20 protein-coding genes and 1 other RNA gene are annotated in these 25,024 nt (G+C 72.9%); 12 read left to right on the top strand and 9 right to left on the bottom strand.

All coding sequences use genetic code 11. The annotated features are described in order from the left end of the window. Positions 1-22: 22 nt before the first annotated feature. From ACFYYJ_RS27830 to ACFYYJ_RS27820, 3 genes are all read left to right on the top strand, one after another. Positions 23-1,207 carry an SH3 domain-containing protein gene (locus ACFYYJ_RS27830; RefSeq protein WP_389136404.1) on the top strand — a complete coding sequence of 395 codons (1,185 nt, stop codon included), beginning with the start codon at positions 23-25 and terminating at the stop codon, positions 1,205-1,207. A 122-nt stretch (positions 1,208-1,329) separates the two neighbouring features. Next, complete coding sequence (locus tag ACFYYJ_RS27825; RefSeq protein ID WP_385129648.1) at positions 1,330-1,605, top strand: type II toxin-antitoxin system Phd/YefM family antitoxin; 276 nt, start codon at positions 1,330-1,332, stop codon at positions 1,603-1,605. After that, a complete protein-coding gene (locus ACFYYJ_RS27820) occupies positions 1,602-1,859 on the top strand; it encodes a Txe/YoeB family addiction module toxin (RefSeq protein WP_384733496.1) in 258 nt (85 codons plus the stop codon). Before ACFYYJ_RS27825 ends, ACFYYJ_RS27820 begins: the two co-directional genes overlap by 4 nt. Positions 1,860-1,912: 53 nt before the next feature. Here the strand turns inward: ACFYYJ_RS27820 and ssrA are convergent. The 5 genes from ssrA to ftsE all read right to left on the bottom strand — a co-directional run bounded on the left by ssrA (position 1,913) and on the right by ftsE (position 5,813). Further along, positions 1,913-2,301: a transfer-messenger RNA gene (ssrA, locus tag ACFYYJ_RS27815) on the bottom strand. Between the two features lie 86 nt (positions 2,302-2,387). After that, on the bottom strand, positions 2,388-2,873 hold the full coding sequence (smpB, locus tag ACFYYJ_RS27810; RefSeq protein WP_384583712.1) for an SsrA-binding protein SmpB: 486 nt from the start codon (positions 2,871-2,873) through the stop codon (positions 2,388-2,390). Positions 2,874-2,891: 18 nt separating this feature from the next. Then, a complete protein-coding gene (locus tag ACFYYJ_RS27805; protein ID WP_385365177.1) occupies positions 2,892-4,067 on the bottom strand; it encodes a S41 family peptidase in 1,176 nt (391 codons plus the stop codon). 67 nt (positions 4,068-4,134) lie between these two features. After that, on the bottom strand, positions 4,135-5,106 hold the full coding sequence (ftsX, locus tag ACFYYJ_RS27800) for a permease-like cell division protein FtsX (RefSeq protein WP_385129652.1): 972 nt from the start codon (positions 5,104-5,106) through the stop codon (positions 4,135-4,137). A gap of 17 nt (positions 5,107-5,123) precedes the next feature. Further along, the gene (gene ftsE, locus ACFYYJ_RS27795; RefSeq protein WP_030771648.1) at positions 5,124-5,813 is read right to left on the bottom strand and encodes a cell division ATP-binding protein FtsE; all 690 of its coding nucleotides are present in this window, start codon (positions 5,811-5,813) and stop codon (positions 5,124-5,126) included. Between the two features lie 238 nt (positions 5,814-6,051). Here ftsE and ACFYYJ_RS27790 point away from each other — a divergent pair, with 238 nt between their 5' ends. Next, positions 6,052-6,246 (top strand): hypothetical protein, encoded by a 195-nt coding sequence (locus ACFYYJ_RS27790; RefSeq protein ID WP_384583702.1) that lies wholly within the window; start codon positions 6,052-6,054, stop codon positions 6,244-6,246. 88 nt (positions 6,247-6,334) lie between these two features. Here ACFYYJ_RS27790 and prfB read toward each other — a convergent pair whose 3' ends face one another. Further along, on the bottom strand, positions 6,335-7,444 hold the full coding sequence (gene prfB, locus ACFYYJ_RS27785) for a peptide chain release factor 2 (RefSeq protein WP_385129654.1): 1,110 nt from the start codon (positions 7,442-7,444) through the stop codon (positions 6,335-6,337). 314 nt (positions 7,445-7,758) lie between these two features. Here prfB and ACFYYJ_RS27780 point away from each other — a divergent pair, with 314 nt between their 5' ends. Next, on the top strand, positions 7,759-8,802 hold the full coding sequence (locus ACFYYJ_RS27780) for an isopenicillin N synthase family dioxygenase (protein ID WP_389136396.1): 1,044 nt from the start codon (positions 7,759-7,761) through the stop codon (positions 8,800-8,802). A 225-nt stretch (positions 8,803-9,027) separates the two neighbouring features. Here ACFYYJ_RS27780 and ACFYYJ_RS27775 read toward each other — a convergent pair whose 3' ends face one another. Continuing rightward, a complete protein-coding gene (locus tag ACFYYJ_RS27775) occupies positions 9,028-10,278 on the bottom strand; it encodes a serine/threonine-protein kinase (RefSeq protein WP_389136393.1) in 1,251 nt (416 codons plus the stop codon). A gap of 160 nt (positions 10,279-10,438) precedes the next feature. After that, positions 10,439-12,196: a serine/threonine-protein kinase gene (locus ACFYYJ_RS27770; RefSeq protein ID WP_385365713.1), complete on the bottom strand. Its 1,758-nt coding sequence runs from the start codon at positions 12,194-12,196 to the stop codon at positions 10,439-10,441. A gap of 447 nt (positions 12,197-12,643) precedes the next feature. Between ACFYYJ_RS27770 and ACFYYJ_RS27765 the strand changes: the two genes are divergently transcribed. From ACFYYJ_RS27765 to ACFYYJ_RS27745, 5 genes are all read left to right on the top strand, one after another. Continuing rightward, the gene (locus ACFYYJ_RS27765) at positions 12,644-15,850 is read left to right on the top strand and encodes an FtsK/SpoIIIE domain-containing protein (RefSeq protein WP_389136389.1); all 3,207 of its coding nucleotides are present in this window, start codon (positions 12,644-12,646) and stop codon (positions 15,848-15,850) included. A gap of 110 nt (positions 15,851-15,960) precedes the next feature. Further along, the gene (locus ACFYYJ_RS27760) at positions 15,961-17,331 is read left to right on the top strand and encodes an ABC transporter substrate-binding protein (protein ID WP_385129660.1); all 1,371 of its coding nucleotides are present in this window, start codon (positions 15,961-15,963) and stop codon (positions 17,329-17,331) included. After that, entirely contained in the window at positions 17,328-18,638 is a 1,311-nt protein-coding gene (locus tag ACFYYJ_RS27755; protein ID WP_389136678.1) for a carbohydrate ABC transporter permease, read from the top strand. The genes ACFYYJ_RS27760 and ACFYYJ_RS27755 overlap by 4 nt, the downstream gene beginning before the upstream one ends. Continuing rightward, positions 18,635-19,558 carry a carbohydrate ABC transporter permease gene (locus ACFYYJ_RS27750; RefSeq protein ID WP_389136385.1) on the top strand — a complete coding sequence of 308 codons (924 nt, stop codon included), beginning with the start codon at positions 18,635-18,637 and terminating at the stop codon, positions 19,556-19,558. Before ACFYYJ_RS27755 ends, ACFYYJ_RS27750 begins: the two co-directional genes overlap by 4 nt. A gap of 123 nt (positions 19,559-19,681) precedes the next feature. Further along, positions 19,682-21,952, top strand: coding sequence for a CDP-glycerol glycerophosphotransferase family protein (locus ACFYYJ_RS27745; RefSeq protein ID WP_389136382.1), 2,271 nt, complete (start codon positions 19,682-19,684; stop codon positions 21,950-21,952). Positions 21,953-22,329: 377 nt separating this feature from the next. Here ACFYYJ_RS27745 and ACFYYJ_RS27740 read toward each other — a convergent pair whose 3' ends face one another. Then, a complete protein-coding gene (locus ACFYYJ_RS27740) occupies positions 22,330-22,962 on the bottom strand; it encodes a TetR/AcrR family transcriptional regulator (RefSeq protein WP_389136379.1) in 633 nt (210 codons plus the stop codon). A gap of 133 nt (positions 22,963-23,095) precedes the next feature. Between ACFYYJ_RS27740 and ACFYYJ_RS27735 the strand changes: the two genes are divergently transcribed. Together ACFYYJ_RS27735 and ACFYYJ_RS27730 are read left to right on the top strand one after the other, a co-directional pair. Further along, positions 23,096-24,022 carry an ABC transporter permease gene (locus tag ACFYYJ_RS27735; protein WP_385129668.1) on the top strand — a complete coding sequence of 309 codons (927 nt, stop codon included), beginning with the start codon at positions 23,096-23,098 and terminating at the stop codon, positions 24,020-24,022. After that, the gene (locus ACFYYJ_RS27730; protein ID WP_385129670.1) at positions 24,015-24,809 is read left to right on the top strand and encodes an ABC transporter ATP-binding protein; all 795 of its coding nucleotides are present in this window, start codon (positions 24,015-24,017) and stop codon (positions 24,807-24,809) included. Before ACFYYJ_RS27735 ends, ACFYYJ_RS27730 begins: the two co-directional genes overlap by 8 nt. The last annotated feature ends 215 nt before the right edge of the window (positions 24,810-25,024 follow it).

The raw sequence follows: 25,024 nt of genomic DNA, 5'->3' as shown, positions 1-25,024 counted from the left end.
TCCCTGTGCGGAGGAACACCCCTTGCTGTCTGCTTCCCGCTCCGTGTCCTCGGCCCTGATCGTCGCGGCCGTCACCGCGACCGCTCTGGTGCCGGCCGTTCCGGCCCTGGCCGACTCGTCGAACATCCGGTTCTCCCAGCCGTACCTGCCCTCGATCGCCCCCGGCAAGACGGGCCGTGTCGTCATCGCGGCCCTCGGCGGGTCGCAACCGGCCCTGAGCAACACCTTCCGGATCACCGCCCCGGAACGGACGACCTTCCCCGAGGCCCGGTTCTACTGGGACGGCAAGCGCGCGGCGACCTCCTGCACGCGGTCGGCCGATGCCCGCCGGCTGACCTGCAACGCGGGCACCCGCGCCGGCTTCCGCTTCCCGGCGAAGGCGCAGACGCAGCTCGGCGTGGTCGTACGGGTGGACAAGAACGCTCCGGAAGGCACGACGCTGGGCGGCGGCGAGTGGGCGGCCGGCGCCGAGGCCCCGGCCCTGTTCGCCGTCTCCACCCCGGTGACCGGCCCGAAGGGCCCCAAGGGCGACAAGGGAGACGACGGCCACCACGGCCACGACGGGAAGCCCGGACACGACGGCCACGACGGTCACCACGGCAAGCCCGGCCCGCAGGGCCCGACCGGTCCCCAGGGCCCGAAGGGCGACACGGGCCCGCAGGGACCGACGGGCGAGACCGGCCCACAGGGACCGACGGGCGACACCGGCCCGACCGGCCCGACCGGCGAGACCGGCCCGCAGGGACCGACGGGCGACACCGGCCCGACCGGCCCGTCCGGCGGCCCCGAAGGCCCCACCGGACCCCAAGGACCGAAGGGCGACACCGGACCCACCGGACCCACCGGCCCGACGGGACCCACCGGCCCCAAGGGTGACCACGGCAAGCCCGGACACTGCAAGAAGTGCGGCGGCCACCACGACGACAAGCCCAAGCCGCCCCACCACGGCAACAAGCCCCCGAAGCCCACGCACAACGCGAAGGCCCGCATCGTGAAGCCGGGCCACAGCCTGGGCGTCCGCTCCGGTCCCGGCAACCAGTACGGCAAGGTCGGCACGGTGTCCAACGGCACGGTGGTCAACGTGCAGTGCAAGGTCAACGGCCAGAACGTCGACGGCAACGCGGTCTGGTACAAGCTCGACGACAACCGCGGCTGGATCGCCGCCCGCTACGCACTGAACCTCAACAAGATCCCGTACTGCTCCTGACACCCCACCCCTCATGACAAAGGCCCTGCAGCCCCACCCGGCTGCAGGGCCTCATGCACTGGTACAACTTTCCGGTACCATCACCGTACCGGAAAGTTGTACCAGTGCATGAGGAGGGCGTCATGTCCATAAGCGCCAGCGAAGCCAGGGCGACCCTGTTCCCCCTGATCGAGCGCGTCAACACCGACCACGCCCCCGTGCGCATCACCTCGAAGAACGGCGATGCCGTCCTCATGTCCGCGGACGATTACGACTCCTGGCAGGAAACCGTCTACCTGCTGCGCTCCCCGGCCAACGCCCAGAGCCTGATGGAGGCCGTCGCCCGCGACCGCGAAGGCGCGTCCACGGTCACCAGGACCCTGGATGAGCTGAGGGAGTTGTCCGGGGGCGAGGAGTGAGGAGCGTCCACTTCGATCCCGCCGCCTGGGAGGACTTCCTCTTCTGGCTCGCCTCGGACCGCAAGATGGCTCGCAGGATCACCCGCCTGATCGGCGAAATCCAGCGCGACCCGTTCACCGGAATCGGCAAGCCCGAGCCCCTGAAAGGGGAGCTGTCGGGGTACTGGTCCCGACGCATCGACGACGAGCACCGCCTCGTCTACCGGGCGGACGAGAAGGAAGTGAAGATCCTCAAGGCCCGCTACCACTACTGACATGACGAAGGCCCCGCAGTCCGGAGACTGCGGGGCCTTCGCCCACATGGGATGAGTGGAGATGGCGGGAATCGAACCCGCGTCCAACGGTGCAGAAGCAGGGCTTCTCCGAGCGCATTCCGCTGCGCTTTTCTCGGCCCCGGAGATCACACGGACAAGTCTCCGACGGGCTCAGTCACTGTTTGATTTCCCCCTACCCCCCGTGACCGGGGCTAGAGGTTTAGATCCCTAATTGACGCCAGGATCCGGACCGGGACCACTTCCGGGCTGACGCTCCTCACAGAGGCTTCAGCTCACTGTTATTAGGCAGCGAGGGTGAAGCGGGAGTTATCGCTCTTGGAGTTGGCGATTATTTTTTGCGACAGGTGGTTTACGAGATCATTGCCGCTTCCTCGGCTCGCTTCCCCTGCATCGACATCCGCTGTCGAAACCGATCATCCCCATGTTGATTTTTCAAACTGCGCGCCGCCCCCGAGGGGGTGGTGCTGACGCCATGGTACGCGAAGTGGACCACCGCGTGCCAGGAGGTTAAACCGTGCCCCGCTGCTTGCGGCGGATCGCCGAGATCGTGCGCTGGGTCTCGCGGGTGTCCTGCTTCTCGCGGAGCGTCTGGCGCTTGTCGTACTCCTTCTTGCCCTTCGCCAGCGCGATCTCCACCTTCGCCCGGCCGTCCTTGAAGTACAGGGACAGCGGCACGACCGTGTGACCGGCCTCCTCCGCCTTGCGCGCCAGCTTGTCGATCTCCTCGCGGTGCATGAGGAGCTTGCGCTTGCGGCGGGCGCTGTGGTTGGTCCAGGTGCCCTGGCTGTACTCCGGCACGTGGACGTTGTAGAGCCACGCCTCGTTGCTCTCCACCGACACGAAGCCGTCGACCAGCGAGGCCCGGCCCTGGCGCAGGGACTTGACCTCGGTGCCGGTGAGCACGAGACCGCACTCGTAGGTGTCGAGGATCGCGTAGTCGTGCCGCGCCTTCTTGTTCTGGGCGATCATCTTGCGCCCTTTTTCCTTAGCCATAGTGCGGTCATCTTCGCACTACGGACCCACCCCGAGGCCACCCAATACCGCGGCCGCCCGCTCCTCGACCCGCTCGCCCGCCGCCACGTCGGGCGTGATCCCGGTGCCGTCCAGGCTGCGGCCGCCCGGCGTGCGGTACGTGCCGACCGTCAGTTCGGCGACCGAGCCGTCGGGGAGTTCCGTCGGCATCTGGACGGAGCCCTTGCCGAAGGTGCGGCTGCCCACCGCCACGGCCCGGCCGCGGTCCTGGAGGGCGCCCGTGACCAGTTCGGCCGCGCTCATCGTGCCGCCGTCGACGAGGGCCACCAGCGGCCGCGCCGTGTCCCCACCGGGGGCCGCGTAGAGGGCGCGCTGCTCCCCCCGTACGTCGTAGGTGGCGACCAGCCCGCCGTCCAGGAAGGCGGAGGCGGCGGTCACCGCCTCGGTGACCAGCCCGCCCGGGTTGCCGCGCAGGTCGAGCATGACCCCGCCGCCGGGCGGGGCGGCGCGGACGGCGGCCTTGACCCGCTCCCCGGCTCCGCGGGTGAAGGTCGCCACCTTGATGACGGTGATGCCGCCCGCGAGCTGTCGTACGGTCACCGGTTCCGTCCGCAGCTGCTCGCGGCGGACGGTCTCGGTGAGGTCCGCGCCGTCGCGGCTCAGGTTCAGCACGACGGGGGTGCCGGCCTCCCCGCGCAGCAAGGAGATCACGTCGCCCACGGCCAGGCCGGTCACGGCGTGCCCGTCGACGCTCATCAGCCGGTCCCCGGCGCGCAGGCCGGCCCGGGCGGCGGGGCTGTCGGGCTGGACCTTGTCGACCTGGATCCGGCCGTCGCGGGCCCGCTGGGCCCACAGTCCGACGCCGGTCCAGCGGCCGTCGAGGCCCTCGGCGAACGCCGCGTACTCGCCCTGGTCGTAGACGGTGCCCCAGCGGTCGCCGCTGCGGCTGACCTCCTCTTGGGCGGCGTTCTTGCCGGACTTGCCCTCGGCCACCGCCTCGGCGACGGCCCGGGCCACGGCCTCGCGGTCGGCGGTGCCCGCCGTGCGGGGCGGCTCGACCTCCGCGACCAGCGCGGCGGAGTCCTCGGCCCGGTCCCAGCAGCCGGTGCCCGCGGCCGCGGTCACGGACGCGAGGAAGACCAACGTCAAGACGGCCCCGCGACGCAGGTCGCGGGGCCGGAGACTGAAGGCGGGAAGACTCGGCAAGCCCGGCATGGCGCCGAGTCTAGGACAAGCCCCACCGCGGTACGGGCGGTTGCCCGGACCGCTCGCGGGGCGCTCGTCACACCTTCAGGTACTTGCGCAGGGCCACGAAGGCCGCAACGGACGGCATCAGCAGTCCGATGAAGAGGACGTACGGGAGCTTGCCGATCACCGCGGACCAGCCCAGGAAGTCGATGAGCTGGATCTTGTAGCGCAGGCCCACGCCGTGGTCGATCACGAAGTACTGGCCGGAGACGAGCATGCCGCACGCGAAGAGCGCGCCGATGAGCCCGGCGACGGCGGCCTCCATGATGAAGGGGACCTGGATGTAGAAGCTGGACGCGCCGACCAGCCGCATGATCCCGGTCTCGCGCCTGCGGCTGAAGGCGGAGACGCGCACGGTGTTGACGATCAGCAGCAGCGCCACGATCAGCATGATCAGCATGATGGCGAGCGCGCCGATGTTGAGGTAGTTGAGGATCCGGAAGAGGTCGTCGATGGCCTGGCGCTGGTCGTCGACGGTGTGGATGCCGTCGCGGCCCACGAAGGCGGAGGTGACGACCTTGTACTTCTCCGGGTCCTTCAGCTTGACCCGGAAGGACTCCTGCATCTGGTCCGGGGTGATGGAGGAGGCCAGCGGGGTGTTGCCGAACCGCTCCTGGTAGTGCTTGTAGGCCTCGTCCGCCGATTCGTAGGCGACGGACTTCACCAGGGACATCTGCTTGAGCTCGGACTCGATCTGCTTCTTCTGGTCGTCCGTGACCGCGCCCTTGGCGCAGGTGGCGACGCCCGAGGCGGCCGCCGGCGAACCGTCGGGCTTCTTGGTCGCGGCCTCGCTCGCCTCTTGGGCGTCCTGCTTGTTGCAGAGGTAGAGCGTGACGTTGGCCTTGTCGTACCAGTAGCCCTTCATCTTGCTCACCTGCTCGCGCATGAGCAGGGAGCTGCCGAAGAGGGCGAGCGAGAGGGCCACGGAGATGATGACCGCGAAGGTCATGGTGAGATTGCGCCGGAGACCGACGCCGATCTCCGACATGACGAACTGGGCGCGCATGACGTCTCAAGGGCCTTTCAGTGCTGGTAGCCGTAGACGCCGCGCGACTGGTCGCGTACGAGTCGGCCCTGTTCGAGTTCGATGACGCGCTTGCGCATCTGGTCCACGATCTGCTGGTCGTGCGTGGCCATGATCACGGTGGTGCCGGTCCGGTTGATCCGGTCCAGCAGCTTCATGATCCCGACCGAGGTCTGGGGGTCGAGGTTGCCGGTGGGCTCGTCCGCGATGAGGAGGGCCGGCCGGTTGACGAACGCGCGGGCGATGGCCACGCGCTGCTGCTCACCACCGGAGAGCTCGCCGGGCATGCGGTCTTCCTTGCCGCCGAGGCCCACGAGCTCCAGGACCTGCGGGACGGCCTTGCGGATCTCGCCCCTCGGCTTGCCGATGACCTCCTGCGCGAAGGCGACGTTCTCGGCCACCGTCTTGTTGGGGAGCAGGCGGAAGTCCTGGAAGACGGTCCCCAGCTGGCGCCGCATCTGCGGGACCTTCCAGTTGGAGAGCTTGGCGAGGTCCTTGCCCAGGACGTGCACCTGGCCGTGGCTCGCCCGCTCCTCGCGCAGGATCAGGCGCAGGAACGTGGACTTGCCGGAGCCGGAGGAGCCGACGAGGAAGACGAACTCGCCCTTCGCGATGTCGAGGGAGACTTCTCTGAGTGCGGGACGGCTCTGCTTCGGGTAGGACTTGGAGACACTGTCGAATCGGATCACGGGTGCACCACGGTCGCCGGGAGTAGGTGTGCGTGACCATACGCGAACGGGCGCGAGGTGTGGACCCGGCAACCGGAGTTGCCCCATATGTCCCCGGGTCCGGAGGGTCTGTGACCGCGATTGCCCGGACGGGCCGCGCCGAATGTCTTCGAAGCCGGCACAGTGGTAGGGGGAACGGACCGGTTCCCCGTGCCGTTGTACACGCGTAAGAGGACCGAGAGGACGAGAGGAGGAGCGCATGACATATGACCGGCTCGTGTGCGCGAACTGCGCCGCACCCGTCAGCCAGGGCCGCTGCCCGGTGTGCCGGGCGAACAGGGAGCGCCTCCAGCAGCAGGAAGGCCCCTTCTCCGGCCTGAATCCGGCGATGCTCATCGTGCTCATGGTGATCCTCGTGGCGGCGCTCGTGCTGGTGGCACAGCAGACCGCCTAGGCGTGGCGCCCACATGCCGTGAACGACGGAAGGGCCCGGACACCACTGGTGTCCGGGCCCTTCCGCACGTTCCACGCCTTCTCGGGCGTTACGCGGTCTGCTCCTGCTGCTTGCGCCAGCGGATTCCGGCCTCCAGGAAGCCGTCGATCTCGCCGTCGAGCACGGCCTGCGGGTTGCCGACCTCGAACTCCGTCCGCAGGTCCTTGACCATCTGGTACGGGTGCAGGACGTAGGAGCGCATCTGGTTGCCCCAGGAGCTGCCGCCGTCCTTGAGGGCGTCCATCTTGGCCTGCTCCTCCTGGCGGCGCCGCTCCAGCAGCTTGGCCTGGAGGACGTTCATGGCGCTGGCCTTGTTCTGGATCTGCGAGCGCTCGTTCTGGCAGGAGACCACGATGCCGGTCGGGATGTGCGTGATGCGCACCGCGGAGTCGGTCGTGTTGACGCCCTGGCCGCCGGGGCCGGAGGCGCGGTACACGTCGACGCGCAGCTCGGTCTCGTCGATCTCGACGTGGTCGCTGGTCTCGACGACCGGCAGCACCTCGACGCCCGCGAAGGAGGTCTGGCGGCGGCCCTGGTTGTCGAACGGCGAGATGCGCACGAGGCGGTGGGTGCCCTGCTCGACGGAGAGGGTGCCGTAGGCGTACGGGGCCTTGACCACGAAGGTGGTCGACTTGATGCCGGCCTCCTCCGCGTACGAGGTCTCGTAGATCTCGGTGGAGTATCCGTGACGCTCGGCCCAGCGCAGGTACATGCGCTGGAGGCGCTCGGCGAAGTCGGAGGCGTCGACGCCGCCGGCCTCGGCGCGGATGTTGACCAGGGCCTCGCGCTCGGCGTACTCGCCGGAGAGCAGGGTCCGGACCTCCATCTCGTCCAGCGCCTTGCGCACGGAGACCAGCTCCGTCTCGGCCTCGGCGAGGGTGTCCGCGTCGTCCATCTCCTGGGCGAGCTCGAACAGCACCGCGAGGTCGTCGATGCGCCCGCGCAGGGTCTCGGTCTTGCGGACCTCCGCCTGGAGGTGCGAAAGCTTGCTCGTGATCTTCTGAGCGGCCTCCGGGTCGTCCCACAGGGACGGCGCGGCGGCCTGCTCCTCGAGCACGGCGATATCTGCCCTCAGCTTGTCGAGGTCCAGGACGGCCTCGATCGACCCCATGGTCGAGGAGAGGGACTTCAGCTCTTCGGAAACATCGACGACTGCCACGGGTCCAGCGTAGCCGGTCCTCGGGCGAGACCGTCCGGGCAGGCCGATTCACCCGTACCGGCGGCGGGTCGCACGGGCGTACGCTCAGCGTATGACCGTTCTCCTCGTCAAGCGCCGCCATGTGGACCACATGCGTGTCACGACGACGACCTGTCTGCCGCCGGACCTGTCCCAAGCCTGATCCGCCCCGATCCGACTTGGTCCTGTACGCGGCCCAGCGGTCCCGGCGCCATCCCTGCCGGCGGCCCACCCCACCCGCGGCCCCCGCCACCTCTGGGGAACAGGACCCCGTGACATCCCGAAACGGAGCCGTCATGCCGTCCGCGCACACCCCGTCCTCCTCGACCTCCTCGACCTCCTCGACGCCCTCCCTCCCCGTCCTGGACCTCTCCCAGGCCGACGATCCCGCCCGACGGGCCGACTTCCTGAAGCAGCTGCACGCGGCGGCCAGGGACACCGGGTTCCTGCACCTGATCGGGCACGGCGTCACCGCCGCGGACAGCGCCCGGATCCTGGAGCTGACCAGGGCCTTCTTCGCCCTCCCGGAGGCCGACCGGCTCGCCGTGAGCAATCTGAACTCGCCGCACTTCCGCGGCTACACCCGGATCGGGCACGAGCTGACGGGCGGGGCCTCCGACTGGCGGGACCAGCTGGACGTCGGCGCGGAGCGGCCGGCGCCGGTGCTGGGGCCGGGGGACCCGGCGTACCTGTGGCTGGAGGGCCCCAACCAGTGGCCGGCCGCGCTCCCGGAGCTGCGTACGGTCGTCCTGGACTGGCAGTCCCGCCTCGCGGCGGTGGCCCACCGGCTGCTGAAGGAACTCCTCGTCTCGATCGGCGCCCCGGCGGACTTCTTCGACGCGGCCTTCGCGGACCGCCCCCACCTGCACACGAAGCTGATCCGCTACCCGGGGTCGGCGCCGTCGGGGGCGGACCAGGGGGTCGGCGCGCACAAGGACTACGGCTTCCTCACCCTGCTCCTCCAGGACTCGGTGGGCGGGCTCCAGGTGGTCCGGGACGGGGGCTACCTCGACGTCCCGCCGCTTCCGGGGGCGTTCGTGGTCAACCTGGGCGAGCTGCTGGAGATCGCCACGGAGGGCTACCTGACGGCGACGGACCACCGTGTGATCAGCCCGCCGGGGGCGGTGGAGCGGTACTCGGTGCCGTTCTTCTACAACCCGCGGCTGGACGCGGTGATCGACACGGTGCCGGGCGCCTACCTGCGTGCGGCGCGGGGGGTCGTGCACGACGCGTCGAACCCGCTGCACGCCGAGTACGGCCGCAACGAACTGAAGGGCTGGATCCGCGCCCACCCCGCCGTGGCGCGGCGCTGGCACCCCCAGCTGGTCGTCCCGGCGTAGCCCTTGCCCGACGGGGTACGGCGGGGCTCCGGTCCGCTGCGCGGGCCCCCTGGGCTCCGCCCAGACCCGCGCCTCAAACGCCGGTGGGGCAAGGAACGAAATCCAGCCCCACCGGCGGCAAACCCAGCCCCGCCGGCGTTTGAGGCGCCGCCGGAGGCAAATCCAGCCTCGCCGGCGTTTGAGGTGCGGGGTCCGGGGCGGAGCCCCGGCAGGCGGGCCGCAGGGTTACGGGGTGCGAGGGGACGAGTGTTTGTTGTCCTGGCGGGGGACCGGGTCGTCGCCCGAGACGGCGAACCAGGTGCCCAGCCCCAGCGCCACGGCCAGCGCCACGGCCGCCCCGGACAGGGCCAGCCGCCGCTTGCGGGCGGCCTCCGCGCGGTGCCGGGCGGAACCGGGCCGGTGGCCCCCGGCGGGGCGCGGCACGCGGGCCGTGCCCAGCGCGCCGCCCGCCAACTCGTCCGGCCCCGGCACCCGCATCGAGGTGTGGGTGTCCCGGTTGGAGTCCGTCGCGGACCCCGGCACCAGCGGGACCACGCCCCGCCGCCGTACCGGATCCACGGTGGCCGGTTCCTCCGCGGGGTCCGGTTCCGGCTCCGCGTCGTCCGGCTCGTCCACGTCCAGCGGCGGCATCCCGGCCAGCAGCGGCAGCAGGTCCCGCAGGCGTACCGACAGCTCCGAGGCGCGGAGCCTGGACGCGGGGGCCTTCGCCAGGCACTGCACCATCAGCTGCCACAGCTCGTCGGGGATGCCGGGCAGCGGGACGACGGTCTCCGTGACGTGGCGCCGCAGCACCGCCCCCGGGTGGCCCCCGCCGAACGGCGTGAAGCCGGCCAGCAGCTCGTACAGGACCGTGGCCAGGGCGTAGATGTCGACCGCCGCCCGCGGGGGCAGGCCCTCGACGATCTCCGGGGCCAGGTAGTCCGGGGTGCCGATGATCCGGGTGGTGGGGGCCGAGGTGCGGACCCCGGCGGCCCGCTTCGGCGAATCGATCAGCTTGGCCACGCCGAAGTCGGTCAGCAGCGCCGGATGCGCGCCGCCCGGGCCGAGCGGGCCCTGCATGTCGAGCAGGACGTTCTCCGGCTTGACGTCCCGGTGGACGACCCCGGCCGCGTGCGCGGCGGCCAGCGCGTCGGCCACGTCGGCGACGATCGCGACGGCCGCCTCGGGGGCGAGCCGCCGCTCGCGGTCGAGGCGCGTGCGCAGGTCCGTACCGCGTACGAGGTCCATGACGAGCGCGAGGTCGTTGCCGTCGACGACGAGGTCCCGGACGGAGACCACGTGCGGATGTTCCAGGCCGAGCAGCGCGCTGCGCTCCTGGACGAACCGTCCGACCAGTTCCTGGTCGGACGCGAGGTCCTCGCGCAGCAGTTTGACGGCGACGGGCCCGTCAGGCCCCTCGCCCAGCCACACCGTGCCCGCGCTGCCGCGCCCCAGGATCTGGTGCGCGGTGTACCGGCTGCCGATCTTCCGTGCCACGACTGCTCCCTCAGCGGCTGGCGTACGCACCAAAGCTACGCGGCCGGGTGGGGGTTGGAGACCGGCAGGGGCCCCGATTCGCGGTGACCTTCACTTCTGCGGGCGAAAACTCGCCCCAGAAGTCGACAAATCCACGAACTCACCGCTACAAGGGTCCGGTTCAGGGCGTGTTGGACCCCGCCGAACCGGCCGCGTCCCCGATCGTGCCGATCCAGTCGACGATGTCGGAGCCCCAGGTCCACAGCTGGTCGAACCAGCCCTTGCCGGTGCCGACCCACTCCTGGAGCGGGGTGAACTCCCAGACCAGCCAGCCCGCGACGAAGAACAGCAGGATCAGGACCAGGCAGCCCTTGAGGCAGCCGAGGCCGGGGATCCGCACCGGGTTGGCACTGCGGCGGCGCGGCTCGCGGGGCTCCCGCGGGGCCTGCTGCGGCGGAGCCTGCGGGGGCTGCTGCTGCGGCTGGCGGTACTGGGGCTGTTGCGGCGCCTGCGGCTGCTGGTACGGCTGCGGCTGGCGCTGCTGCTGCGGCTGCTGGTAGTGCTGCGGCGGCGGGGGCGCGTACTGCTGCTGCGGCGGCTGCGGCTGGCGGTACTGGGGAGGCTGCTGCTGCGGGGACTGACGGTACTGCTGCTGCGGGGGCTGCTGGGGCCGGTGCTGCGGCGGCGGGGGCGCCTGGCGCTGCGGACGACGGCGCAGCGGGTCCTCGCTCGGGTCGAGGTAGTGCATCTGCGTCTGCTCGTTGCGGTCGCGCGCGGCCTGGAGCTGCGACTGCCACGGGTGCGGCTGGTCCGGTCGCTGCACGGGCGGCATGACCGAGGTCGGGTCCGCGCCCGGGCCCGGGCCCCCGGTGCTCGGCAGCACGGTGGTCGCGTCGGCGGCGCCGACCGGCGGCATGACGCTGGTCATCGCGTTCGGGTCGTACGCCCCCGCGGGCGCGGCGGCCGCGCCGGCCGGGAGCACCTGGGTGGCGTCGGCGGCGCCGGGGGTCTCGGGGACCGGCGCCGGGGAGGGGTCGGGGGCGAGCAGCGCGCCGACTCCGAGCGCGGCCTCGACCTCGGCGGCCGAGGAGTGCACGCCGATGCCGGAGGCGACCACGCGCAGCGCGCGGGCCAGGCTCACGGCGCTGGGGCGCTCGTTCGGCTCCTTGCGCAGACAGCGCTCGACGACCGTCCACAGCGGTTCGGGCACGGTCGAGGGGCGCTGGGGCTCCTCGCTGAGGTGGCGGTGGAGCACTTCGAGTGCGGTGCCGCCGGCGAACGGCGGGCGGCCGGTGAGCAGCTCGTAGAGCAGGATGCCGGCGCCGTAGATGTCGACGGCGGAGGTCTGCGGGCGGCCCTCGGCGGACTCGGGCGCGACGTAGGCCGGGGTGCCGACGAACTCGTGGGTGCGGGTCAGGCCCGGGGAGTCCGCGAGGCGGGCGATGCCGAAGTCGGTGAGCATCGGCTTCATCTGGCCGCCGCGCTCGTCGAGCAGCACGTTGGCGGGCTTCAGATCGCGGTGGACGACGCCGTCGGCGTGGCTGGCGGCGAGCGCGTCCGCGATCTGGGCGGTCAGCAGGCTCGCGGCGACCGGGCTGAAGGGCCCGTTCTCGCGGAGGTACTTGTGCAGGTCCGGGCCGTCGATCAGGTCCATGACGAGGGCGAGCAGATCACCCTCGACGACGAGGTCGCGGGTGCGGACGATGTTGGGGTGGGTCAGGCGCAGCAGGACCGAGCGCTCCCGCAGGAAGCGCATGACGATGTCCGCGTCCTGGGCCAGCTCCTCCTTGAGGACCTTGATGGCCACGGTCTCGCCGGGCTGTCCGGCCACGGCCGCCTCGGCACCCGCGGCCTCCCTCTGGCGGGCACGCCAGACAGTGCCCGTGGCGCCGCGCCCGAGCGGCTCCTCGAGCAGGTACTTGCTGCCGACTGGCCGCACGTCTCGCGCTCCCCTGCTTGCTGTGTCGATCTTTCGTGTCGATCTGCTGCGCCGATTCGACGTTCCGATCGGTTTTTCCGGCCCACTCTAGGGGGTGTCCCCGTGGAAGACGCGGGTCACGTGAGGTTGGTTGCCGCACGTATGTACGAAGGGTGAGGTTCGGGGCGTATGCCCCTGGCGTTTTTGCTCTGTATTCGGCCAGGTCGGGCCCACCCTCTGATCGATCAAGATCATTTGTTGGCGGGTGCCGGGCGTGTTGTCCGTAACAGGTGCGAGGATGCACACGTACGGAAGGCACGGGACGGGAGCCCCGCCTTCCGGCAGACCTGACCGGACGACGCGTCCGTGCCGGGCGGGGGGCGACGAGCGGGCAGCCATGCCCGCCCCGTCATTCCCCTGCCGGGCGCACTCACCGCGCCCCCCGCGCAGAAGGGACCGCTGACGGCGATGCAGATCCGGCTGACCGTCCTCGGGTCGCGCAGCGGCCACCAGACCGCGAGCGCCCCCGCCGGCTGTGACGTGCTCGTCACCGCGCCCGTCGGCACCGTGCTGGCCGCGGTGGCCTCCGGGCTGGCGGCGACCGTGGGCGGACCCGACACCGGGGGCACGGTCGTGCTCTACGCCGGTGCGGAGCGGCTCGACCTCCAGCGGCGGGTCCTGGGCGAGCCGCCGCTCGTCGACGGGGCGGTGCTCTCCCTGAACGTGCCGGTGCCGGACGTGCTGCCGGAGGAGAGCCTCGGCGCCCCCGAACTGCACGTGGTCGCCGGACCCGACGCGGGCGGGGTGCACCTGCTGCACAGCGGGCAGATCCGGGTCGGCCGCTCCGCCGACGCCGACGTCCCGCTGGACGACCCGGACGTCTCGCGGCTGCACTGCGCGGTGACGGTGCTGCGGGACGGGCGGGTGGCCGTGGCCGACCTGGACTCCACGAACGGCACCACGCTGGACGGCGCCCCGGTGGGCCCGCAGCCGGTGGCCCTGACCCCGGGAGCCCTGCTCCGGGTCGGCGAGTCCACCCTCCGCCTGGCCCCTCCGGCCGCGTCCGCCCGCCGCCCGGTCACCCCGGACCTGGAGGGCCACCTCTCCCTCACCGCCGTCACCCCGGACCGCGAAGGCCCGGCGGGCTCGCCCGAGGGCGGCTCCCCGGACGCCCCCGGCGCCAACGGCCCCGCCGGTCCCGGCGCGACCGGACGGCCCGGCCATGACGCGACGGACGCCTCCGGCGGCGCCGGGCGGGACGCGGGGCACGGCCCCGGCACCCACGGCGGTGCGGCGCAGGGCGCGACCGGGTGGCCCGCCCCCGGCGGCACCCCGGACGGCACGGACGCCTCCGGCGGCGCCCGGCGGGCCGCGGACCGGGCCTCCGGAACCCACGGCGGGAGCCGGCACGGCGCAGCCGGCACGGGCGGCACCGGCTCGGTCCCGGGCACCCCGGGCCACGGCGGGGCTCCGCAGGGCGCGGCCGGGTCCGGCGGGGAGCCGGAGACCGCCGGGGCCAACGGCCCCGGGACGCCCCCCGGCAAGGCCCGCCGCAAGGGGATAGGCGCCTGGGCGCGGAAGTGGGTGCGCGGGGAGGACGTCCCCGAGGAACCCCAGGAGCCGGCCGCGGCCGCCGTCGTGCCCGACGCCGACGACCCCGCCGCGCTGCTGCTGGCCGCGCTGGCGCCCACCGAACGGCTGTGGTCGCGTGCGGCCGGCCACCCCCGACTGTTGGAGGTCGGGCTCGGTGCCGGGTGCCGGGTGTCGCTGCCCGCCGTCGGGGGGCTCGGCGTGGCCGGGCCGCGGGCCCGGCTGACCGGGGTCGCCCGCTGGGTGATCGCCCAGCTCGCCGCGTTGCACGCGCCCGGGCAGCTGGAGATCGTACTGCTGTCCACCGACCGCGCCCGCGGCCTCGCCGACCGCCGCCGCGACTGGGGCTGGCTCGGCTGGCTGCCCCACGTGCGGCCCGCGCACGGCCAGGACTGCCGGCTGCTCCTCGCGTACGACCGCGATCAGGCGGCCGCCCGCACCGGCGAGCTGACCCGGCGCCTCGACGACGGCCCCCTCGGCCCGCACTGGGCCGCCGCCGACGCCGACCAGGTCCGGCGGGCCGCCGCCGTGTACGAGGGCCCGTACACCCTGCTCGTCCTCGACGGCGATCCCGGCGCGGGCCCGCTCCGGGACCTCACCGGGCGCATCGCCTCGCACGGGCCGGCCGCCGGGATCCACGTCCTCGCGCTCGCCGAGGCCCCGGCCTCGACCCCCGCCTCCCCGGTCGCCGAGACGTACGACGCCGCCTGCGCGAGCTCCCCCGCCTTCCGGGACTGCGGCGCGGTCGCCCTGCTCAGCGGGGACGTGGCCACGGCGGTACGGACCTTCACCACCGGCGCCGGCCGCCCGGTGCCCGCCGGGGCCACCGCCACCGCCGACGCCGTCTCCGCCGCCTGGGCCGAGCGGTTCGCGCGGGCTCTGGCGCCCCTGCGGACCACCGACGGCTCCACGGAGACCTACCGTCCGGCGGCCGCCGCACTGCCCGCCACCGCACGGCTGCTGGACGAGCTGGGGCTGGCCCGGGCCACCCCGGCCTCCCTGATGGCCCGTTGGGCCGCCGCCACCGACCAGGGGCAGGGCGTGGGCGGCCTCGCCGAGATCGTGCTGGGCGGCGGCCGGCGCGGACCCGTCGGCGCCGAGCTGGTCAACGACGGGCCGCACCTGCTCGTCGAGGGGCCCGCCGGGAGCGGCCGCACGGAGCTGCTGCGTTCGGTCGCGGCCTCCCTGTCGGCGGCGGCCCGGCCCGACCGGCTCGGGCTGGTCCTGCTCGACGGGGCCGGCGGCGAGCGCGGGGACGGCCTGCTGCCGTGCACGGAGCTCCCGCACGTCTCCGCCCATCTGGTGGCCTCCGACCCGCTGCGCATGCGGGAGTTCGCGCAGGCTCTGGGCGCGGAGCTCAAGCGCCGCGCCGAGCTGCTGGACGGGGTGCCGTTCGCGGAGTGGCACGCGACCCGGGAGCAGATCGGCCGGGAGTACGCCGGCCGCGAGCTCGCCGACCGGGTGGTGTCCCCCCGCCGGGCCGGCCCGGGCGAGCTGCGCGGCGACCTCGACCCGCAGCGCTCGGGCACGCTGCGGCTGCGCGCCTCCGCCACCCGTACCGATCCGGCGGGGCCCAGTCCGCTGCCGCGGCTGGTGGTGCTGGTGGACGACTTCGACGCGCTGGTCGCTCCGGGGCTCGGCGCCACGGGCCGGCCCGCCGCCGGTTCGGTGGTGCGTGCGCTGGAGGCGGTGGCCCGCGAGGGCGCCCGGCTGGGCGTGCACCTGGTGGCCACGAGCGCCCGTCCGGACCGGACGGCCGACACCCTCCTCGCCCGGCTGACCACCCTTCGGGTGGAGTTGGACGCCCCCGATCAGCCGGGTCCCGGCCGCGGTCTGCTGCGGCACTCGGACGGGCGGACGGTCCCCTTCCAGGCGGGCAGGGTGACGGGCCGGATCCCCCGGACGGCGACCTTGCGGCCCACTGTGGTCCCGGTGGAATGGGAGCGGATGGGTGACCCTCCGGCCCGCCGCCCGGTGCGTGAACTGGGCAACGGGCCGACCGACCTCGCGCTGCTGGCCAGCGCCCTGGACCGGGCCTCGCACCTGGTCTCGGCGGTGCCCGTGCTGTTCCCGCCGGCCCCGTAGCCGCGGCCGCGCCCCCCGCGAGGCGGTATTGCGCGGGGCCCGCGGATCGGCGTAGACCTTGTGGTCCAGGACACACTCCAGGACACACAGCGGGCATCGGGGGCAGAACCATGCGCGAGCACGGAACGGGCCGTACGACACTCACCTGGGCGGCGCTGGCCGCGGCGGGCGCGCTCGTGCTCGGCGCGTGCGGCGACGGCGGGTCCGGGAAGAAGGACGGGGCGTCGGAGGCGCCCCAGGGCGGCACGGCCTCGCCGCGTGTGCAGTTACCGAAGCTGCCCGGCGAGAAGCTGGAGGTCGCGGCCGTCTGGACGGGCCCGGAGCAGGCGAACTTCACGAAGGTCCTGAAGGAGTTCGAGAAGCGGACGGGTGCGACGGTCACCTTCGTCCCGGCGCAGGACCCGATCGTCACCTTCCTCGGTACGAAGATCGCGGGCGGCGCCCCGCCGGACGTGGCACTGCTCCCCCAGGTCGGGGCGCTGGTCTCGGCCGTGCAGAACAAGTGGGCGCAGCCGGTGGGCCCGGAGGCCCAGGCGCAGCTCGACGCGAACTACTCGCCGGGCTGGAAGAAGCTCGGCGCGGTCGACGGCACCCAGTACGGCGTGTACTACAAGGCCGCCAACAAGTCGCTGATCTGGTACAACGCGAAGGCCTTCGAGGCGGCCGGCGTGCAGCCGCCGAAGACGTGGAAGGAGCTGCTGACGGCGGCGGACACCCTCTCGGCCTCCGGCACCCCGGCGGTTTCGGTGGCCGGCGCGGACGGCTGGACGCTGACCGACTGGTTCGAGAACGTCTACCTCTCGCAGGCGGGGCCGGAGAAGTACGACCAGTTGGCGAAGCATCAGATCAAGTGGACGGACGACAGCGTCAAGCAGGCGCTGACCACGCTCGCGGAGCTCTTCGGGCGCAAGGACTTCCTGGCGGGCGGGCCGAGCGGGGCCCTCGCGACGGAGTTCCCGAAGTCGGTGACGCAGACCTTCACCGGTGGGGACCGGCCGGCGGCCGCGATGGTCTACGAGGGCGACTTCGTGGCGGTGAACATCGCGCAGACGGATGCGAAGGTGGGCAAGGACGCCCTCGTCTTCCCGTTCCCGGCGGTCGGCGCGAAGCCCCCGGTGGTCTCGGGCGGTGACGTGGCGGTCGCGCTGAAGCCCTCGAAGGGCGCGCAGGCGCTGCTGACCTTCCTGGCGTCGGCGGACGCGGCGGAGATCCAGGCCCGCGAGGGCGGGTTCGTCTCCCCGAACCGGGCGGTGAATCCGGGCGCGTACCCCAACGACATCCAGCGCGACATCGCCAAGGCGCTGATCGCGGCGGGCGACGACTTCCGCTTCGACATGTCGGACCAGGCCCCGTCGGCCTTCGGCGGGACCCCGGGCGCGGGTGAGTGGAAGGCCCTCCAGGACTTCCTCGCAAACCCGTCGGACGTGGCGGGCACGCAGGCGAAACTGGAGGCGGACGCGGCCAAGGCCTACGGGAACTGATCCCGGTGGCGGCCACCTCCCGGGAGGCCCGGCGCCGCCGCCTGATCGCGGCGGCGTTCCTCCTCCCGGCGCTCGTCCTGCTGGGCGCGCTCGTCGTCCATCCGATCGGCTACTCGATCTACCGCAGCCTCTTCGACCGCTCCGGGGACACCTTCGTGGGCACCGGCAACTACCGCGAGATCCTCCAGGACGGCACGATCCGCACCGCCCTGAAGAACACGGCGGTGTGGGTGGTCCTGGCGCCGACGACGGCCACCGCCCTCGGTCTGATCTTCGCGGTGCTGACCGAACGGGTGCGCTGGGGAACGGCGTTCAAGCTGCTGGTCTTCATGCCGATGGCGATCTCGATGCTGGCGGCGGGCATCATCTTCCGGCTGGTCTACGACCACGACCCGGACCGGGGCATCGCCAACGCGGTCTGGGTCGGGGTCCACGACACCTTCGCGGAGTCCTCGGCGTTCCCGAAGGCCCGTCCGGGCCGGGACTCCCCGCTGGTCCCGGCCGACGGGGGCGCCTTCGTGACCCGCGATCCGGTCAGGGCGGGCACTCCGGCCGTGCTCCCGCTGGTCGGCGTGGCCCCGGAGTCCCTGCCCGAGGGCACCAGCACGGCGAAGGCCGCGCCCGCCGAGCCGGGCAAGGTCACCGGGACGGCCTGGCAGGACTTCACGCGGGGCGGCGGCGGGCGGACGAACGCGGTCGACCCGAGCGAGTCGGCGTTCTCCGGCATGCGGATCGAGGCGGTCAAGGACGGGAAGGTCGTGGCCTCGGCGACGACCCGCGCCGACGGCACCTTCACCCTGCCCGCCGCGGCCGACGGCGCCGTGCTGCGCCTGCCCGCCTCCAACTTCCGGGAGGCGTACGCGGGGGTGGAGTGGCTGGGCCCGGCGCTCGTCACCCCGGCGGTCATCGGGGCGTACGTGTGGATGTGGGCCGGGTTCGCGATGGTGCTGATCGGGGCGGGGCTGGCGGCCGTACCGCGGGAGTTGCTGGAGGCCGCGCGGGTGGACGGGGCGAACGAGTGGCAGGTGTTCCGCCGGATCACCGTCCCGGTGTTGGCGCCCGTGCTGGTGGTCGTGCTCGTCACCCTCGTCATCAACGTCATGAAGGTCTTCGACCTGGTCTTCGTGATCGCGCCGGGAGCGGTGCAGGACGACGCGAACGTCCTCGCGCTCCAGCTGTACCGCACCTCCTTCGGCACGGACGCCGACCCGGGCCTGGGCAGTGCGATCGCCGTCCTGCTGCTGGTGCTGGTGGTGCCGGTGATGCTCGTGAACATCCGCCGGCTCCGCAAGGAGGGATCCCGATGACCCGTACCGGCGCGACGGCGGTGGCACCCGGGGCACCCGGGGCACCCGGGGCAGTGAAACCATCACGGGCCGGGCTCGGCGCGGGCGGTCTCGCGGCCCGGGCGGCGCGCGGGGCCGTGAGGGTCTTCCTCGTCCTGGCCGCACTGTTCTGGCTGCTGCCCACCCTCGGACTCCTGGTCTCCTCGTTCCTGTCCCCCACCGACCTCAACCGGGGCGGCTGGTGGCAGGTGCTGACGGCGCCCGCCCGGCTCACCACCGGCAACTACGAGCGGCTGCTCGCCAACGAGACCATCACCCACTCCCTCCTCAGCACGTTCGCGATCGCCGTCCCGGCCACCCTCCTGGTGGTGACCCTGGGAGCGTTCGCCGGATACGCCTTCGCCTGGCTGGAGTTCCCCGGCCGGGACTGGCTGTTCCTCGTCGTCGTCGGGCTGCTGGTCGTCCCCGTACAAGTGGCGCTGATCCCGGTCTCCGAACTCTTCGGCTCCATCGGCCTGTTCGAGACGACCGCGGGCGTGGTCCTCTTCCACACCGCCTTCGGGCTGCCCTTCGCGATCTTCCTGCTGCGCAACTTCTTCGCGGAGATCCCGCGCGAGCTGCTGGAGGCTGCCCGTCTCGACGGCGCGGGCGAACTGCGGCTGTTCGCCCGGGTGGTGCTGCCGCTGGGCGGCCCGGCGATCGCCTCGCTCGGCATCTTCCAGTTCCTGTGGGTGTGGAACGACATGCTGGTCGCGCTGGTCTTCGCGGACTCGGCGAACCCGCCCGTGACGGTCGCGCTCCAGCAGCAGGTGCGGCAGTTCGGGAACAACATCGACGTGCTGGCGCCCGGCGCCTTCCTGTCGATGGTGGTACCGCTCCTCGTCTTCTTCGCCTTCCAGCGGCAGTTCGTCTCGGGGGTGATGGCGGGCGCGATCAAGTAGCCCCAAGACAGCGGTCGACGTGGGGCGTTGACGCTCCGTGACCCGAATGGCGCACTCCGCGTAACCCGATCGCCACGCCGGGGGTTCCTGGGCAATATGCCCGCGCCGACCCCTGGATGTGCCGTGCCCCGGTTCAGCGTCATCGTGCCCGCGTACAAGGTCCAGGCCTACCTCCAGGAGAGTCTGGACTCGGTCCTGACGCAGTCGTACCCGGATCTGGAACTGATCGCGGTCGACGACGCCTCCCCGGACGCCTGCGGTTCGATCATCGACGAGTACGCGGCCCGGGACCCGCGCGTGACCGCCGTGCACCTGCCGCACAACCTCGGCCCGGGCCCCGCCCGCAACGCGGGCCTGGACCGGGCCGGCGGCGACTACCTGGTCTTCCTCGACGGCGACGACGTCCTCGCCCCCGGCGCCCTGCGGGCCATCACCGACCGGCTGAAGGCCACCGGCTCCCCCGACGTCCTGGTCCACGACCACGCGCGCACCCTCTGGACGGGCGAGCCGGTCGGCAGCGGTCTCTCGCAGCGCCTCTCCGAGGAGGGCCCGGCGAGCTTCCGCCTCGTCGACCGCCCGGCCCTCCTCGGCATGCCGGTGGCGGTGTGGAACAAGACCTACCGCCGCGAGTACGCGGAGCGCGAGGGACTGGAATTCCCGCCCGGCCTCTACGAGGACATCCCCTGGACCTACCCGGCGCTGCTGGCCGCCGAGTCCGTCGCCGTCCTGGACCGGGTCTGCGTGCACCACCGGGAGCGCCGCGCCGGCTCGATCCCGACCACGGCCGGCCGCCGCCACCTCGACGTCTTCGACCAGTACGACCGGGTCTTCGGCCACCTCGCCGGCCGCCCCGAACTCGAGCGCTGGCGCCCCGCCGTGCACCGGCGGATGGCCGAGCACTTCTGCGCCCTGTACGCCGACCCGCGCCGCCTCCCGCGGGCCTGCCGGGCCGAGTTCTTCCAGCGGGCCTCGGCCCTCCTGCGCCGCTACCGGGCCCCGGTCCGCGCCGGAGCGCTGCCGCTCTCCCTGTCCCGCGCCGAGCGGCTGCGCCACGCCCTGATGCGGCTGGGCGCGCGGCGCACGTACCGGCTGCTGTCGGTGCTGCGCTCGGCCGCCCTGGCGAGCGGCCGCGGCGCCGCCGCCCTCGGGCGGGGGCTGCGGGAGAGCGCCCTGCGCCTGCACTACCGCACCCAGCGCCTGCTGCCGCTCCGCCCCGGGCTGGCGGTCTTCTCGGCGTACTGGCACGGCGGCTACGCCTGCAATCCGGCGGCGATCGAGGCGAAGCTGCGGGAGCTGGCGCCGGGGATGCGGACGGCGTGGATCTGCGACCCCGAGCACGAGGCGACGCTGCCCCGGGAGACGACGGCGCTGCGGCCGGGCTCGGCGGCGTACTGGACGGCGCTGGCCCGGGCCACGTACCTCACCACGAACGTCAACTTCGAGCGCGCCCTGGTCAAGCGCCCGGGCCAGGTCCTCCTCCAGACCCAGCACGGCACCCCGCTCAAGCGGGTCGGCCTCGATCTCCAGGACCGCCCGGCCGCCGCCCCCACCGCCGACTTCGCGGGCCTGCTGCGGGGCGCCGACCAGTGGGACTACCTGCTGTCGGCGAACCGGCACTCCACCCTGGTGTGGGAGAAGGCGGTCCCCGCCTCCTACACCACCCTCGAATACGGCTACCCTCGCAACGACCCCTTCCACCGGGCCACCCGCGGCGAGGTCCTGGAGCTGCGCGAACGCCTCGGCATCCCGGCCGGGTCGACGGCGATCCTGTACGCCCCCACCCACCGCGACTACCGTCGCAGCCGCCCCGACCACCTCGACTTCGAGCGGGTCCTGCGCGATCTGGGGCCGCGCTTCGTGCTGCTGTCCCGCAGCCACCTCACGTACGCGGACGCCCCGTCGACGGCGGAGCCCCACCCGCGCCTCATCGACGTCTCCTCCCACCCCTCGGTGGAGGAACTCTGCCTGGCCTCGGACGCGCTCGTCACCGACTACTCGTCCCTGATGTTCGACTACGCGTCGCTGGACCGGCCGATCGTGATCCACGCGGACGACTGGGAGGCGTACGAGGCGGCCCGCGGCACCTACTTCGACCTGCGGACCTGCCCGCCGGGCGCGATCGCCCGGACCGAGGACGAACTGGTGGACATCTTCGACACGGGCCACTGGCAGGGCTCGCGCTCGGCGCAGCTGCGAGCGGCGTTCCGCGCGCGGTTCTGCTCGTACGACGACGGGCACGCGGCGGAGCGGGTGGTCCGCCGCGTCTTCCTCGGCGAGCCGGACCCGGTCCCGGCGGTCGTCCCGCCGGAGGAGCGCCGCCCCTGCCCGGCGGCGACGGGCGGCCCGCTCACCGAACCGCCGCCGGCCTCGCTGAGCCCGTCGCTCTGGCCGTAGGCCGTGGCTCAGCCGCCGAAGACGACGGACCGCGGCTTGAGCCGCTCGCTGCCGCGCCCGACGATCGGCCGGAGGGTGAACCAGGCCGAGCTGCCACTGCGCGGCACCCTGGGGCTCCGCCCCACACCCCGCTCCTCAAACGCCGGAGGGGCCGGATTTCACCACCGCCGTCCGCCAACTCCAGCCCGGCCGGGGACAACCCCAGCCCGGCCCGGGACAACTCCGGCGCCGCCAGGGACAACTCCGGCCCCGCCGGCGTTCGAGGCGCGGGGGTCCGGGGGCAGCGCCCCCGGCAACGGCGCCGCAAGGGGAAAGGAGCCGTCCGGCGTGTGAGGAGCGGGGTGCGGGGCGGAGCCCCGGGGTGGCGGCCCGCGGGGTCAGGTGGCTCGGAGCCCCGCCACCACCGACCGCGCCAGCTCGTCCAGGTACCCCCCGGGGACGGAGTCCCGAACCACGACCTGCCGCCAGTACAGCGGCCCGATCGCCAGATCGAGCGCCCGGTCCGGGCACGTCCCCTCGGTGAGCTCACCCCGTGCGACGGCGGCGGAGACGATCCCCTCCGCCATGCGCTTCTGACCGTCCAGCAGCGCGCCCCGCACCGCGTCCGCGATCTCCGGGTTCCGCGCCGCCTCGACCAGCAGGTCGGGGATCACCGCCGACGCCACCGGGTGCCGCAGCACGTGTGACATGACCTCCAGCAGGGCCCGTACGTCCCCGTACAACGACCCCGTCGCCGGCACCGGGAGCCCGTCCACCGCGAAGGCGCCCACCAGGTCCAGCACCAGGTGCAGCTTCGACTTCCACCGCCGGTACACCGCGGTCTTGCCGACGCCCGCGCGCCGTGCGATCCCCTCGATCGACATCCGGGCGAAGCCGACGGAAGCCAGTTCCTCCACCACCGCGGCGCGGATCGCCTCGGTCACGTCCTCCCGCAGGACGGCGGCCCCGGCGGGGGCCCTCCGGGTGGACGGGGAGGAAGCGGCGGCGGAAGCGGCAGGGTCCGTGGTCATGCACAGAGCATAACCGTGTCACGTAACGACGGAACGGTTGCGTTCCGACGTACCGCGCCCTACTCTCACCGTAGCGACGATACGGACCCGTCCCATCGCCGCGGACGCCCCGACCCCGGCGAAAGCGACCCTCGTGACCACCTCGACGGCACCCGCGCACCCCGAATCCCCGAAGGCCTCCCGCCCCACCTCGGCCCAGCTCGCGGAGCTCGCGGCCGCCCACGGCCTGACCCTCAGCGGTGCCCGCCCCACCCTCCCCCGCTACATCGCGGAACTCTGGGGCCGCCGCCACTTCGTGACGGCGCTGGCGACCGCCCGCATGCAGGCGCAGTACAGCACCGAGAAGCTCGGCCAGGTCTGGCACCTGGTGACCCCGCTCCTCAACGCGGCGGTCTACTACTTCATCTTCGGCATCGTCATGCGCGCCAGCCACGGTGTGCCCGACTACGTGCCGTTCCTGATCACCGGCGTCTTCGTCTGGGACTTCATCGGCAGCTCCATCAACGCCGGCACCCGCTCAGTCCACAGCAACCTCGGCCTGGTCCGCGCCCTGCACTTCCCCCGCGCGAGCCTGCCGATCTCCACCGTCGTCCAGCTCTTCCAGCAGCTGCTCGTCACCATGGGCGCGCTGGTGATCCTGCTGCTCGTCCTGGGCCAGACGCCCGGCTGGGCCTGGCTCCTGGCGGTGCCCACCCTCCTCCTCATGGCCGTCTTCGCCGCCGGCGTCGCCATGGTCATGGCCCGGATCGGCAGCAAGAGCCCGGACGTCAGCCAGCTGATGCCGTTCGTGCTGCGGACGTGGATGTACTCCTCGGGCGTCATGTGGTCCATCGACACGATGCTCCAGTCGGGCCAGCTGCCGCACTGGGTGTCGATGCTGCTCAAGCTCAACCCGGCGGCCGTCTACATCGACCTGATGCGCTTCTCGCTGATCGACAGCTTCCAGGCGCACTCGCTTCCCCACCACGCATGGCCGATCGCCATCGGCTGGGCCCTGCTCGCCGGAGTCGGCGGGTTCATCTACTTCTGGAAGGCCGAGGAGGAGTACGGCCGTGGCTGAGCTCACCACCACCCCCACCCCCACCGACACCCGTGTGCCCACCGTCATCGCGGACGGGGTCCACGTCATCTACAAGGTCAACGGAGGCGGCCGCAAGGGCGGCGCCACCGCGGCCCTGAGCCGGCTCTTCTCCCGGAAACCGGCCCCCGGCATCCGCGAGGTGCACGCCGTCAAGGGCGTCACGTTCACCGCGTACAAGGGCGAGGCCATCGGCCTCATCGGCACGAACGGCTCGGGGAAGTCCACCCTGCTGGCCGCCATCGCGGGCCTCCAGCCGGTCGCCAGGGGCAGGATCTACTCGCACGGCCAGCCGTCCCTGCTCGGCGTGAACGCCGCCCTGATGAACGACCTGACGGGCGAACGCAACGTCGTGCTCGGCGGCCTCGCCATGGGCATGACCCGCGAGCAGATCAAGGCGCGCTACCAGGACATCGTCGACTTCTCGGGGATCAACGAGAAGGGCGACTTCATCTCGCTGCCCATGCGCACGTACTCCTCCGGCATGGGCGCCCGCCTCCGGTTCTCCATCGCCGCCGCCAAGGACCACGACGTCCTGATGATCGACGAGGCCCTGGCCACCGGCGACGCCGCCTTCCAGCGGCGCAGCCAGGCCCGCATCGAGGAACTGCGCGAACACGCCGGCACGGTCTTCCTGGTCAGCCACGGCATCGGCACGGTCCGCGAGACCTGCGACCGCGCGATCTGGCTGGAGGCGGGTGTGCTCCGCATGGACGGCCCCGCGGAAGAAGTCTGCGACGCGTACGAGGCCTTCACCGCGGGCCGCTGAGCCCCTGCCGGAGGGCGAATTCCAGCCCCGCCGGCGTTTGAGGCGCGGGGGTTCGGGGGCGGAGCCCGCGCGGCGGCGCCGCACCCGGATACGAAACGGGGGGGGGGGGGGGCGCCCCCGGGGGGGGGGGGGCCCCCCCGCCGCGCCCCGGGGGGGGGGGGGGCGCCGCCCCCCCCCCCCCCCGCCCCCCCCCCCCCCCCCCCCGCGGCCCGACG

The sequence above is a fragment of the Streptomyces sp. NPDC002467 genome, from assembly GCF_042889825.1.
GTDB lineage: Bacteria > Actinomycetota > Actinomycetes > Streptomycetales > Streptomycetaceae > Streptomyces.
The sequence above is the reverse complement of the archived record's forward strand: the minus strand, read 5'-3'. Positions and strand labels throughout refer to the sequence as shown.